The sequence below is a fragment of the Methylovirgula ligni genome, from assembly GCF_004135935.1.
GTDB classification, from domain to species: domain Bacteria; phylum Pseudomonadota; class Alphaproteobacteria; order Rhizobiales; family Beijerinckiaceae; genus Methylovirgula; species Methylovirgula ligni.
This window is the reverse complement of sequence record NZ_CP025086.1, coordinates 2,960,530-2,973,085: the sequence shown is the minus strand read 5'-3', so window position 1 is coordinate 2,973,085 and position 12,556 is coordinate 2,960,530. Positions and strand designations below refer to the sequence as shown.

Below are 12,556 nucleotides of genomic sequence, written 5' to 3'. Positions count from 1 at the left end.
CCGGTATCCACTTCGCGTGAAAACGCGCTAGGTCGATCGGGGGCCGGACTATAGGGAGGCGGCCACGGGCTGGCAATGCGCGCTAAATCCGATTGCGCGCCCCGGTCAATTCCCCGGATTTTGCGGCGGCGGGTGCCAGTGCTAGATCGGGATCAAACGCGGGGCGGAGCGGAATGGCGAACAGATTGACGCCGCTGGTGGCCGGAAACTGGAAAATGAACGGGTTGCGCGCCGATCTCGCGCAGGTCGCGGCGATTCGCGATGCCGTTGCCGCGGGCGCCGTGGCGGGGGCGGAAATCCTTGTCTGTCCGCCCGCCACCTTGCTTGCTGCGGCGGCACAGCTTTGCGCCGGCACGCCGGTCGCTATCGGCGGGCAGGACTGCTCTCCCGACGCCTATGGCGCCCACACGGGCGATATTTCCGCGGAAATGCTCAAGGATGCTGGCGCATCCTACGTTATCGTCGGCCATTCGGAACGTCGGATCGATCATGGCGAGAGCGATGCCCGGGTTGCCGCCAAAGCTGCGGCGGCCTTGCGCGCCGGCCTCAAGGTGATTCTCTGCGTCGGCGAGACCGAGGCCGAGCGGACGGCGGGGCAGGCCGAGGCGCGCGTCGCCGCACAGCTCGAACAATCCCTGCCACCGGAGCAGGCTGCGGCCGGGCGGCTGGCCGTCGCCTATGAGCCTGTCTGGGCGATCGGCACAGGCGTCACGCCGTCGCCGCGGGATGTCGTCGCGATGCACGGCTTCCTGCGCCAGCGGCTCAAGACCTTGCTGACGGACGGCGAGGTCGTGCGGCTGCTCTATGGCGGCTCGGTCAAGCCCGGCAATGCGGCGGAGCTTCTGCGTTCGCCCGACGTCAACGGCGCCCTGGTCGGCGGCGCCAGCCTGAAGGCGGCCGAATTCCTCGCCATTGCCAAGGCCGTCAGCCAGCATTAACTGACTGATTACGTGGCCGTTCCAGGCAAGGCCCCAGCGCCGGGCCGCGAATAGGCGCATCCTGCTCTAGCCAGAGGAAGCGCCACGGTATAAGAGCGGGCAAAATAGGATTGGGCGGCGCCCCGAGAGGTCACTTGCGACAATGCAAACGGTTTTGATCGTCATTCACATTATGATTGTGCTCGCGCTGATCGCGACTGTGCTTCTGCAGCGCTCGGAGGGTGGCGCTCTGGGCATCGGCGGCGGCGGATTCATGACCGGACGCGGCCAGGCGAATGTTCTGACGCGCGCTACCGCCATTCTCGGAGCCCTGTTTTTCGTCACCAGCCTCACGCTGACGCTGCTCGCCAATGCCAACCGCCCGAGCAAATCGATCTTCGAGGGCGCCGTGGCACCTGCTGCCGCGCCGGGCGCGCCCGCCGGGCAGGGGACGCTGCTGCAGCAGCTCAAGAAACAGCAGCAGGATCTGCAAGAGCATCCGCAGCCGCCCGGACCGCCGGCGCAGCCGGAGCCGCCGCGGTCGCAATGACTGGCGCGCCGCAAGCGCCTCTCTGGAGCGCATTGCTGGCCGCGATCTGGCTCGGCGCCGGGCTTTCCAGCGCCGGCGCGGCGGCGATCAATCTGGACTCCGAATCCTGTCAGGATTTCCTCAACGCGAACGGGGCTGACGTCGAAACCACACTCGCCTGGCTCGATGGCTATTATCAGGATACGGATGCGCCTGCGGTGATCGACCTTGACGCACTCAGGGCGAACGCCGCCAAACTAAAGGCTTTTTGCGCGGCCCATCCCGAAACGACAGTCGGCGCCGCGGCGGAAAGTCTGTTCGGTCACGAGTAAACTTCAGCTTCTGTGTGGACGGGCTATAAAAAAGCTCCCCAAACGGCACAAAACCGGATAATCACCGAGACCCATGGCGCGGTACATTTTCATCACCGGCGGCGTGGTCTCTTCCCTGGGCAAGGGGCTTGCGTCGGCGGCCCTCGGGGCTTTGCTACAAGCACGCGGCTATACGGTCAGGCTTCGTAAGCTCGATCCCTACCTCAATGTCGATCCGGGGACGATGTCCCCCTATCAGCACGGCGAAGTCTTTGTCACCGATGACGGGGCGGAGACCGACCTCGATCTCGGACATTACGAGCGATTCACCGGCCGCGCGGCGGTGCGTGACGACAACATCACGACCGGGCGCATCTATCAGGAGATCATCACCAAGGAGCGGCGCGGCGATTATCTCGGCGCGACGGTTCAGGTGATCCCGCACGTTACCAACGAGATCAAGGAATTCGTTCTGCGCGGCAACGAGGGCGTCGATTTCGTGCTGGTCGAGATCGGCGGCACGGTCGGCGACATCGAAGGGCTGCCGTTTCTCGAGGCGATCCGCCAGCTCGGCAACGATCTGCCGCGCCAGCACGCGATCTACGTCCACCTGACGCTGATGCCCTATATTCCGAGCGCCGGGGAACTGAAGACCAAGCCGACCCAGCATTCGGTGAAGGAGCTGCGCTCGATCGGCATCCAGCCGCAGATCATTCTCTGCCGCACGGATCGCGAGATTCCGCGCGAGGAGCGCCGCAAGATCGGTCTTTTTTGCAATGTCCGCGAAAGCGCGGTGATCGAGGCGAGAGATGTCGCCTCGGTCTACGATGTGCCGGCCGCCTATCACGCGGCGGGGCTCGACCAGGAGGTTCTGGCGGCGTTCGGCATCGAGCCGGTGCCGAAGCCCGACATGAGCCGCTGGAACGCCGTGACAGCGCGCACCCATAATACCGAAGGCGAAGTGACGATCGCCATCGTCGGCAAATATACGGGCATGAAGGACGCCTATAAGTCGCTCATCGAGGCGCTCGCCCACGGCGGCATGGCCAATCGCGTCAAGGTCCAGCTCGACTGGATCGAATCGGAGGTGTTCGAAGGCTCGGACCCGGCGCAGCGGCTGGAAGGCGTCGATGGCATTCTCGTGCCCGGCGGCTTCGGCCATCGCGGCGCCGAGGGCAAGATTCTCGCCGCGCGCTTCGCTCGCGAGCGCAAGGTGCCTTATTTCGGCATCTGCTTCGGGATGCAGATGGCGGTGATCGAGGCGGCGCGCTCGCTTGCCGGTATCGCAGACGCCAATTCAACCGAATTCGGCCCGACGAGCCAGCCGGTCGTTGGCCTGATGACCGAATGGATGCGCGGCAATGAATTGCAGATGCGCGCGGCCGAAGGCGACCTCGGCGGCACGATGCGGCTTGGCGCCTATCCGGCCTTTCTGCGGCCGGGATCGAAGATCGCCGGGATCTACGGCGAAGCTGAAATTTCCGAGCGCCACCGTCATCGCTACGAGGTCAACATGACCTATCGCGATCAGCTCCAGGACAAGGGGGTGATCTTCGCCGGCCTGTCGCCGGACGGGCTGCTGCCCGAGACGATCGAGCTCGAGAACCATCCCTGGTTCATCGGCGTGCAATATCATCCCGAGCTGAAGTCGCGGCCGTTCCAGCCGCACCCGCTGTTTGCGAGCTTTGTTGCCGCCGCGGTCGAGCAGAGCCGATTGGTCTGAGCCTGCTTATTACCGGCGCCCAAGCCGGACAAGCATGATGGAAATCAAAGCTTTGGAAACCTTACCGTGCGAGTTTTCGCGCTTCGAGGGGCCGCCGGACGCTTATTGCTGGGTTTTGCGGCCCCGCGCGCCTACATGTGATAAGTTGAAATCGAACCGCGTCGTTGACGAAAGGTGATTTGATGAAACTCTTTTTGTCTGCCCTGGCCGCATCGGCGCTGGCTTTCGCCTGGACGCCGTCGCAAGCGGCGACAACGACACACACGCACGTCCATCATCATTACGTGCATGTGGTCCATCATTATCATCATCATTACTATGCGGGCGGTCCGTACTACGCGCCACCGCCTCCGCCGCCCGGCTATTATCCAGGGCCTGCGCCTTATTACGCTGGCGGCGTTTATGCGCCGGGATATTTCTATGTCGCGCCCGGAACGGAGTTGGGCAATCGCAATACGCTGAAGGCGCTGATGGACAGCGAATGGGACCCGCCGTTCTCCGGACGCTGAAGTTCTATCCGCGCCCGCGATAGGGCGCGACTCCCTGATCGGGCACCCAGACGCCCGCCGGCACCTTGCCGCTCTGCCAGAAGACATCGATGGGAATGCCGCCGCGCGGATAGAAATAGCCGCCGATGCGCAGCCAGCGCGGCTTGAGCAGCGCGATCAGGTCTTTGCCGACCCGGATCGTGCAATCCTCGTGGAAGGCGCCGTGATTGCGGAAAGCGCCGAGATAAAGCTTCAGCGACTTCGATTCGACGAGCCAGCGATCCGGCACGTAATCGATGACGAGATGGGCAAAATCCGGCTGGCCCGTCACCGGGCAGAGCGAGGTGAATTCCGGCGCCGTGAAACGGGCGATGTAATCCGCGTCCGGATGTGGGTTCGGCACGCGGTCGAGCTTGGCTTCATCGGGGGAAGCGGGCAGGGCGGCCTGACGGCCGAGCAATGGCGCGGCAATGGGTTTTTTGCTCATGCGGGCTTATAGCGCGCGCGCTGCGGCTCTGCCACGCCCGCGTTAATCCAGATCGAGGGCCGCGACCTCGTGCAGGACGGCCCGTAGCGAGGCGGCGCGCTCGACGCCGAAAGCCCCCTCGAAAGCGCTCTGAGCCTGTTTCCATCCGGCATTGGCTTGCTTCAGCCGCGCCGACCCGTCGGGCGTGACATGCAACAGCTTGCTGCGCCGGTCCTCGGCGCTTTGACGGATAGCGATCAGCCCCTCGCGCTCGAGCGGCAGGATATTGCGGCCGAGCGTCGTGCGGTCCATCACCATCGCTTGGGCCAGGGCATGGATGCTCATCGGCCCGGCGCGGCTGAGCCAGCTCAGGATCGAGAATTGCGTCGTCCGCAACGCCGACGACGCGAGGTACCTGTCATAAAATTGGGTGACCCGGCGGGCAGCCTGACGCACCGCCAGGCAATTGCACAGGCTCGCCACGTCGCTGTCGGGCGGCATGTCAAATCCTCAAAAAAGTTTCGGCGGATTCGACATAAGAGCATATGCACGCTTGTCAACGGATATTGATCGTGACCCGTTAGCGCCAGCCGGCCAAAAATGCTTAAAGGAGGCGCTTTTGGAGGGGAATGGATGCGGATTCTTGTAATCGGTGCCGGCGCGCTCGGTGGCTATTTCGGCGGGCGGCTTCTGGCGGCAGGCCGGGATGTCACTTTTCTCGTCCGGCCGCGCCGGGCCGCGCAGCTTGCCGCGCGCGGCCTTGAGATCGTCAGCCTCAAGGGTGGCTTGCAGATTGCCAATCCGCCGACGGTGACCGCCGACAAGATCGCGAGCCATTACGATCTCATTCTTCTGAGCTGCAAGGCCTTCGATCTCACCGATGCGATCAAGTCCTTCGCGCCCGCGGTTGGCCCGGAAACAATGATCCTGCCGGTGCTGAACGGCCTGCTGCATCTCGACATTCTGGCCTCGCATTTCGGCGCCGAGCATGTGCTTGGCGGATGGAGCAAGATTTCTGCGACGCTCGATGACGATGGCCGCGTGCATCACCTCAGCAGCTTCCATGCGATCAGCTTCGGCGAACAAGACGGAACAAACACCGCGAGCGTCGAAGCCGTGGCCGAGACCCTCGGCCGTAGCGACTTCGATGCCCGGCTGAGCGACCATATCCTTGCGGAAATGTGGAACAAATGGGTTTTCATCGCCGCGGCCGCGAGCCTCGGTAGCCTGTTGCGCGCGCAGGTCGGCGACATCGTTGCCGCAGGCGCGGAAAGCTACGGGACGGCGCTCCTGGAGGAATGCGCGGCGATCGCGGCGCGTCACAATTTTCCGCAGGACGCTCAGGGCATGCAATTCGGCGAAAAGATGCTGTCCGAGGCCGGCTCCGAGTTCAAGCCGTCGATGCTGCGCGACATCGAGCGCGGCCAGCGCACCGAGGCGCATCATATCGTCAGCGATCTGCTGCGCCGGCGCGGCGATCTGTCGACTCCCATCTTGCAGATCGCTGACGCGCATCTCAAGGTCTACGAAGTACGCCGGGCCCGCGAAAGCGGCGCCTGACTTCAATCACTATAGGAGAAGCACAATGCCTCTCGTTCGGGTCGATCTGCCGCGCGGCAAACCCGCCGACTATAAGCAAACCATCGGCGATGTGATTTATGCCGCGATGCGCACCACGATCAACGTGCCGGAAGGCGACCGCTTCCAGATTTTCGCCGAGCATGCGCCGGAAGATCTGTTCATCGATCCGAATTATCTCAATATCGCGCGCTCGCCCGAGGCGCTCATCATCCAGATCACGCTCAACGAGGGCCGTACCACCGAGCAAAAGCGTGCCTTCTACAGGGCAATCGCGGACGGCCTTCACGACAAGATCGGCCTGCGGCGCGAAGACGTCTTCATCAATCTCGTAGAAGTGAAGAAAGAGAACTGGTCATTCGGCAACGGCGAAGCCCCATATGCGTGAAGGGCATCTCAAGTTAACGAGGGGAATATGGAATATCGGCAGCTAGGCGCCTCGGGATTCAAGGTTCCGGTTCTGAGCTTCGGTACTGGCACGTTCGGCGGCAAGGGCGAGTTCTTCGCCGCGTGGGGATCGAGTGACGTCAAGGAAGCGACACGGCTCGTCGACATCTGTCTCGATGCCGGCCTGACGCTTTTTGACAGTGCCGACATCTATTCCGCCGGCGCGGCGGAGGAGGTGTTAGGCGAGGCCATCAAGGGCCGCCGCGATCAGGTGCTGATCTCGACCAAAGCCACGTTCCGTTCAGGACAGGGGCCGAACGACGTCGGCTCCTCGCGCTTTCATCTTACGCAGGCGATCGAAGGCTCGCTGAAGCGACTCAAGACCGATTACATCGATCTTTTCCAGTTGCACGGCTTCGATGCTCTGACGCCGATCGAGGAAGTGCTCTCGACGCTCGACGATTTCATCCGCGCCGGCAAGATCCGCTATATCGGCTGCTCGAATTTCTCCGGCTGGCATCTGATGAAATCGCTGGCCATCGCCGATCGTTACAATCTGCCGCGGCATGTCGCGCACCAGGCCTATTATTCTTTGATCGGCCGCGAATATGAATGGGAACTGATGCCGCTCGGCCTCGATCAGAAGGTCGGTGCCTTGGTGTGGAGTCCGCTCGGCTGGGGACGGCTCACGGGGAAAATCCGCCGCGGCCAGCCGTTGCCGGAAACAAGCCGGCTGCACAAGACCGCCGACATCGGGCCGCAGGTCGATAACGAATATCTTTACAAGGTGGTCGATGCGCTGGACGAGGTCGCGAGGGAGACAGGCAAAAGCGTGCCGCAGATCGCCCTGAACTGGCTGCTGCAGCGCCCGACGGTCGCGAGCGTCATCATCGGCGCCCGCAACGAGGAGCAGTTGAAGCAGAACCTTGGCGCTGTCGGCTGGTCGCTCACCCCGGAACAGGTTAAGAAGCTCGATGCCGCCAGCGAACGGGTGCTGACCTATCCTTACTGGCATCAACGCAGCTTCCCGGAACGCAACCCGCCGCCTGTCTAATTCCCTTCGCAAAAAGCGTCATATCGTCCTTTGGGCGGGTGCGCCCATATCACCCCTTTTTTCGGCGGCGGCTTCGTCGTAGAAACCGCGCCAAACGAGGAAACCCGCCGAAAGGACAATTTATGACCGCGATCGTCGATATTGCTGGCCGCGAAATTCTGGATAGCCGCGGCAATCCCACGGTCGAAGTTGACGTGACCCTGGAGGATGGTTCCTTCGGCCGCGCGGCGGTTCCCTCGGGCGCATCCACCGGCACGCATGAGGCGGTTGAACTGCGCGACGGCGACAAGTCGCGCTTCGGCGGCAAAGGCGTGCTGAAAGCGGTCGAATCCGTCGATCGCGATATTTTCGATGCTTTGGCCGGCCTCGACGCCGAGGATCAGGTGGCGATCGACGAAGCCTTGATTGCGCTCGACGGCACGCCGAACAAGTCGCGGCTCGGCGCCAATGCCATCCTCGGCGTTTCGCTGGCCGTCGCCAAGGCGGCGGCGGATGTCAGCGGACTGCCGCTGTTCCGTTACGTCGGCGGCACGCAGGCGCGCGTCCTGCCCGTGCCGATGATGAACATCCTCAACGGCGGCGTCCATGCCGACAATCCGATCGATTTCCAGGAATTCATGATCGTGCCCTTCGCCGCGCCGTCGCTGAAGGAAGCGGTGCGCTGGGGCGCCGAGGTCTTCCAGGTCTTGAAGAGCGCGCTGAAGAAGGCGGGCCTCAACACCAATGTCGGTGACGAAGGCGGCTTTGCCCCCGATCTGCCGTCGGCGGAAGCGGCACTCGATTTCTGCCTCAAGGCGATCGAGCAGGCGGGCTTCAAGCCGGGCGAGGAGATCGCCCTCGGCCTCGATTGCGCCGCGACTGAATTTTTCCGTGACGGTGCCTATCGCTACGAGGGTGAGGGCAAGACCCGCAGCAGCGAAGAGCAGGCGCAATATCTCGCCAAGCTCGCCGGCGCCTATCCGATCGCGACGATCGAGGACGGAGCGTCGGAAGAAGATTGGGAGGGCTGGAAAATTCTCACCGATCTTCTCGGCAAGAAGGTCCAGCTCGTCGGCGACGATATTTTCGTCACCAATGTCGAGCGTCTCGGCAAGGGCATCGCGCAAGGCATTGCCAATTCGATCCTCATCAAGGTCAACCAGATCGGCACGCTGACGGAAACGCTCGCCGCGGTCGATCTGGCGCAGCGCGCTGGCTATACCGCCGTCATCTCGCACCGCTCGGGCGAGACGGAGGATTCGACCATCGCCGATCTCGCCGTCGCGACCAATGCCGGGCAGATCAAGACCGGCTCGCTCGCGCGCTCCGACCGGCTCGCCAAATACAACCAATTGATCCGTATCGAGGAAGAGCTGGGCGGCCAGGCGCGCTATGCCGGCCGTGCCGCACTCAAGGCCTGGGCGGGTTAGGCCGAAGCACTTTTCTTCAGGCGCGGCGGAGTCGCAACGTGCGGCTGCCGCTGGCTGATCGTGCATTCCCCGGCGAGAAACTCCGCAACCTTCTCGGCCGGCATCGGCCGGTTGAAGAGATAGCCCTGTCCTTCGGAGCAGCCCTGCGCCTGCAGCCAGATCCGTTGCGGCTCGATCTCGATGCCTTCCGCCGTTGTACGGACGTTGACGCTGCGGGCGAGATCGAGCACCGCCTTGACGATCGCCATCGTCTGTCCGTGTCCGGGAATTTCGCGCACGAAGGAATGGTCGATTTTCAGCCGATCGAAGGGGAAGGAACGCAGGTAGGACAGCGATGAATAGCCGGTGCCGAAATCGTCGAGCGCGATGCTGATGCCGCGGCTTTTCAGGGCACACAGCACTTCGCGCATCGCCTGGTTGGCGACCAGAGGCACCGACTCGGTGATTTCGAGCTCCAGCCTTTCCGGCGGCAGACCGCTTTCGGCTAGCGCCGCCTCGACCTGCTGGATGAAGTCGGCGCGGCTGAGTTGCAGAGGCGAGAGGTTCACCGCGATCCTGATGTCGGCGGGCCAGCGCGCGGCTTCGCGGCAGGCCCGGCGCAAGAACCAATTTCCGAATTCGACGATGATGCCGATTTCCTCGGCGATCGGGATAAATTCGCTTGGCGGGACAAGGCCGCGCGAGGGCTCATACCAGCGCGCGAGCGCTTCGAAGCAAATCGTTCTGCCGGTCGCGAGATCGACAATCGGCTGGAAATGCAGCGTGATCTCGCCCCGCGCGAGGGCTTGGCGCAGATCCTTTTCCATTGCGCGGCGCGCAAGCATGCGCCGGCCCATTTCTTCGTCGAACAGGCAATATCTGGCGCGTCCCGCGCCCTTCGCGCGGTAGAGCGCGACGTCGGCACGGCGCAGAAGATTGCTGAAATCATTGCTATCGGTCGGTGCCCGCGCGATCCCGATACTGGCCGAGGTGGTGATCGTGCGTTCTTCGACCTCGAACGGCCGCGCGAAACAGGACAGAAGCTTTTGCGCAAGCCGCTCGATCTCCCTGAGCTTCGCGACGGGAAATTGCAGAACCGCGAATTCATCGCCGCCGAGCCGGGCGACGAATTCACCGTTCTGGCAAACCGTCCGCAGGCGCGCGGCGACGGCGCTCAGCAATTGATCGCCGACCGCGTGACCGAGCGTGTCGTTGACGCCCTTGAAATCGTCGAGATCGATATAGTGCACAGCGAGGCTTTTCCCGCCGGACGCGGGCAGCTTTTCGAGAATTTCGCAGGCGCGCTGTTGAAAGGCTGCGCGGTTCGGCAGGTCCGTCTGCTGATCGCGATAGGCGAGCTTCAGGATGCGCGATTGGGCGCGGTCATGTTCGAGGGCGATCGCACAGAGATTGATGCAGGCCGCGACGATCTGGCGATCGAGCATGTCCGGCCCGCGCGGTTCGCGGTAATAGAAGGCGAACGTACCCAGGACCTTGCCGTCGCGGCCCTTGATCGGACTGGACCAGCAGGCTCGCAGACCGTGAGGCAGGAACAGGTCTTTATAGTCCTTCCAAAGCGGATCGGAGGCGATATCCGTCACTTCGACCGGCTCGCCGCGATAAGCGGCCGTGCCGCAAGAGCCGGTGTTGGGCGCTATGGCAACGTGTGAGGTCAATTTCACAATTTCATCCGGAAGACTCGGGCCGGCCAGCGGAAGCAGGCAATTTGCCTCTGCATCCACCCTCAGCACTGAGCAAATAGCGTTGGGCGAGAGTGTTTCGGCACGCTGGCACAGCAACACGATGATGCGCGCCAAGGGCCAGCCGGTCGCTATGGCTTCGAGGATTTCCTTCTGCAATTGCTGCAGCAATTGGGCGCGGATCGCGGCGCCGGAGCGGTGAATTTCGACCGCTGCGAGCGGCGCGGCGCCGGCCGGTTTGTCGAACTCGACCGATCCGGTGGTGCAATTGCTGTCGCGCAAAATATCGGCTGCCACACAAAACTCGCTGTTTGAGCCGGGCCGGTTCTCGCCAACTCTACGCGCCAGGGTTGAAGAGACGGTTACAAAGGCGTTGCGCAATTTTGCGCACTCTTGCCCTCTGTGAGTTAATCGGCTGCTAACCCTGATCGGCGAAGCTGAAGAAATGGTCGTTCGCCGTCGCCTTCGGGCTATTCTCTTTCCGCTCGCGCTTTATTGCCTGTCCGGTGCCGCCGGCAGCTATTTCCTTTGGCATGCCGTCAATGACGAACGCGGTCTGCACGCCAATGCAAATTATGAGCTTCAAATCAAAAGCTTGCAGACACAAGTTGATGAGAAAGAAAAAGAGCGGCGGGCGTGGGAACGGCGCATCGCGCTCTTGAGCGGCCGGGCCATCGATCGGGATATGCTCGATGAGGAGGCGCGTGCCCGGCTCGGCCGTGTCGACAAGGACGATCTTATCGTTTTCCTCAAGCCCAACGCTGACGCTCCGCCAGCCTCCGCGACGCCCTGAATCCAGACAGAAGCCATCGGCGGCGCGCATCTTCGTGCCCGGATTTGCACTTTTGCTCGATAGATTTAGGCGCGTCGTTGGAGTAGAAGGGGCGCGCAAAACCAACAGAACGCACGCTGGCGCCAAGGCGCGATCTTTGCTTCCCCAACCTACCAGAGGAGACACGATGGCGGCGACATCCGGGAGCCAGGGAAACGGCTCGGCTGCGGCGGACCCGGCCGGCCTGAGCCACGTCAGCCTTCCCAATGCGGTGCTGGCACAATTCACCTTGGACGACGAACTCGCCGCTTATCGCGAGATGCTGCTGATCCGCCGTTTCGAGGAAAAGGCCGGCCAGATGTACGGCATGGGCCTCATCGGCGGTTTCTGCCACCTCTATATCGGACAGGAAGCCGTCATCGTCGGCATGACCCGCGCCATCAAGCCGGGCGACCAGACTATCACCGGCTATCGCGACCACGCCCATATGCTCGCCTGCAGCATCCCGCCGAAAGCCGTGATGGCCGAATTGACCGGCCGTGCCCACGGGATTTCCAAAGGCAAGGGCGGCTCGATGCATATGTTCTCGAAAGAACATCACTTTTACGGTGGGCACGGCATCGTTGGCGCGCAGGTCCCGCTTGGGACCGGCCTCGCCTTCGCCAATCAATACAATGGCAGCGGCAATGTCAGCTTCACCTATTTCGGCGATGGCGCCGCCAACCAGGGCCAGGTCTACGAGAGCTTCAACATGGCGGAGCTGTGGAAGCTGCCTGTCGTCTATGTGATCGAGAACAATCGCTATGCGATGGGTACTTCGGTCAAGCGCGCCTCGGCGATGACGGATTTTTCCAAACGCGGTCTCTCCTTCAATATTCCGGGCGAACAGGTCGACGGCATGGATGTGCGTGCCGTCGCCGCGGCCGCAGCGCAAGCCGCGCAATGGTGCCGCGACGGCAACGGCCCGATCATTCTCGAAATGCTGACCTATCGTTATCGCGGCCATTCCATGTCCGACCCCGCTAAATACCGGACGAAGGAAGAAGTGCAGAAAATGCGCACCGAGAGCGATCCGATCGAGCAGTCCCGCGACCGCCTGCTCAACACGTATCAGGCGAGCGAGGCCGCGTTGAAGGACATCGATGCCGAAGTGCGCGCTCTGATCGCCGAGGCGGCGGATTTCGCCACCCACGATCCTGAACCCGATCCCGCCGAGCTTTACACCGACGTTTGGAAATAGCGC

14 protein-coding genes are annotated in these 12,556 nt (G+C 62.7%); 11 read left to right on the top strand and 3 right to left on the bottom strand.

Annotated features, from left to right (window positions below):
* The first annotated feature begins 173 nt into the window (after positions 1-173).
* The 5 genes from tpiA (at position 174) to CWB41_RS14335 (ending at position 3,989) form a co-directional block, all read left to right on the top strand.
* The gene (gene tpiA / locus CWB41_RS14355) at positions 174-938 is read left to right on the top strand and encodes a triose-phosphate isomerase (RefSeq protein ID WP_115836289.1); all 765 of its coding nucleotides are present in this window, start codon (positions 174-176) and stop codon (positions 936-938) included.
* Positions 939-1,080: 142 nt separating this feature from the next.
* Positions 1,081-1,467: a preprotein translocase subunit SecG gene (secG, locus tag CWB41_RS14350; protein ID WP_115836290.1), complete on the top strand. Its 387-nt coding sequence runs from the start codon at positions 1,081-1,083 to the stop codon at positions 1,465-1,467.
* On the top strand, positions 1,464-1,778 hold the full coding sequence (locus tag CWB41_RS14345) for an HdeA/HdeB family chaperone (RefSeq protein WP_115836291.1): 315 nt from the start codon (positions 1,464-1,466) through the stop codon (positions 1,776-1,778). Before secG ends, CWB41_RS14345 begins: the two co-directional genes overlap by 4 nt.
* A 73-nt stretch (positions 1,779-1,851) precedes the next feature.
* The gene (locus tag CWB41_RS14340) at positions 1,852-3,480 is read left to right on the top strand and encodes a CTP synthase (RefSeq protein ID WP_115836292.1); all 1,629 of its coding nucleotides are present in this window, start codon (positions 1,852-1,854) and stop codon (positions 3,478-3,480) included.
* Positions 3,481-3,662: 182 nt separating this feature from the next.
* Positions 3,663-3,989 (top strand): hypothetical protein, encoded by a 327-nt coding sequence (locus CWB41_RS14335; RefSeq protein ID WP_115836293.1) that lies wholly within the window; start codon positions 3,663-3,665, stop codon positions 3,987-3,989.
* Positions 3,990-3,993: 4 nt separating this feature from the next.
* Here CWB41_RS14335 and queF read toward each other — a convergent pair whose 3' ends face one another.
* Both queF and CWB41_RS14325 read right to left on the bottom strand, forming a co-directional pair.
* Positions 3,994-4,455, bottom strand: coding sequence for a preQ(1) synthase (gene queF / locus CWB41_RS14330; protein ID WP_115836294.1), 462 nt, complete (start codon positions 4,453-4,455; stop codon positions 3,994-3,996).
* A gap of 42 nt (positions 4,456-4,497) precedes the next feature.
* Positions 4,498-4,935, bottom strand: a complete 438-nt coding sequence (locus CWB41_RS14325) for a MarR family winged helix-turn-helix transcriptional regulator (protein WP_115836295.1) — start codon at positions 4,933-4,935, stop codon at positions 4,498-4,500.
* A gap of 132 nt (positions 4,936-5,067) precedes the next feature.
* Between CWB41_RS14325 and CWB41_RS14320 the strand changes: the two genes are divergently transcribed.
* The 4 genes from CWB41_RS14320 (at position 5,068) to eno (ending at position 8,862) form a co-directional block, all read left to right on the top strand.
* Positions 5,068-5,994 (top strand): ketopantoate reductase family protein, encoded by a 927-nt coding sequence (locus CWB41_RS14320; RefSeq protein ID WP_115836296.1) that lies wholly within the window; start codon positions 5,068-5,070, stop codon positions 5,992-5,994.
* A gap of 25 nt (positions 5,995-6,019) precedes the next feature.
* On the top strand, positions 6,020-6,400 hold the full coding sequence (locus tag CWB41_RS14315) for a tautomerase family protein (protein WP_115836297.1): 381 nt from the start codon (positions 6,020-6,022) through the stop codon (positions 6,398-6,400).
* A gap of 27 nt (positions 6,401-6,427) precedes the next feature.
* The gene (locus tag CWB41_RS14310; RefSeq protein WP_115836298.1) at positions 6,428-7,453 is read left to right on the top strand and encodes an aldo/keto reductase; all 1,026 of its coding nucleotides are present in this window, start codon (positions 6,428-6,430) and stop codon (positions 7,451-7,453) included.
* Between the two features lie 122 nt (positions 7,454-7,575).
* The gene (gene eno, locus CWB41_RS14305; protein WP_115836299.1) at positions 7,576-8,862 is read left to right on the top strand and encodes a phosphopyruvate hydratase; all 1,287 of its coding nucleotides are present in this window, start codon (positions 7,576-7,578) and stop codon (positions 8,860-8,862) included.
* Here the strand turns inward: eno and CWB41_RS14300 are convergent.
* Positions 8,859-10,838 (bottom strand): putative bifunctional diguanylate cyclase/phosphodiesterase, encoded by a 1,980-nt coding sequence (locus tag CWB41_RS14300; RefSeq protein WP_129396513.1) that lies wholly within the window; start codon positions 10,836-10,838, stop codon positions 8,859-8,861. The two genes, eno and CWB41_RS14300, sit on opposite strands and share 4 nt — an antisense overlap.
* 148 nt (positions 10,839-10,986) lie before the next feature.
* On the opposite strand from CWB41_RS14300, the gene CWB41_RS14295 reads away from it, so the two are divergent.
* Both CWB41_RS14295 and pdhA read left to right on the top strand, forming a co-directional pair.
* Positions 10,987-11,334 (top strand): FtsB family cell division protein, encoded by a 348-nt coding sequence (locus tag CWB41_RS14295; RefSeq protein WP_115836301.1) that lies wholly within the window; start codon positions 10,987-10,989, stop codon positions 11,332-11,334.
* Between the two features lie 166 nt (positions 11,335-11,500).
* Positions 11,501-12,553, top strand: a complete 1,053-nt coding sequence (gene pdhA, locus CWB41_RS14290) for a pyruvate dehydrogenase (acetyl-transferring) E1 component subunit alpha (protein ID WP_115836302.1) — start codon at positions 11,501-11,503, stop codon at positions 12,551-12,553.
* The last annotated feature ends 3 nt before the right edge of the window (positions 12,554-12,556 follow it).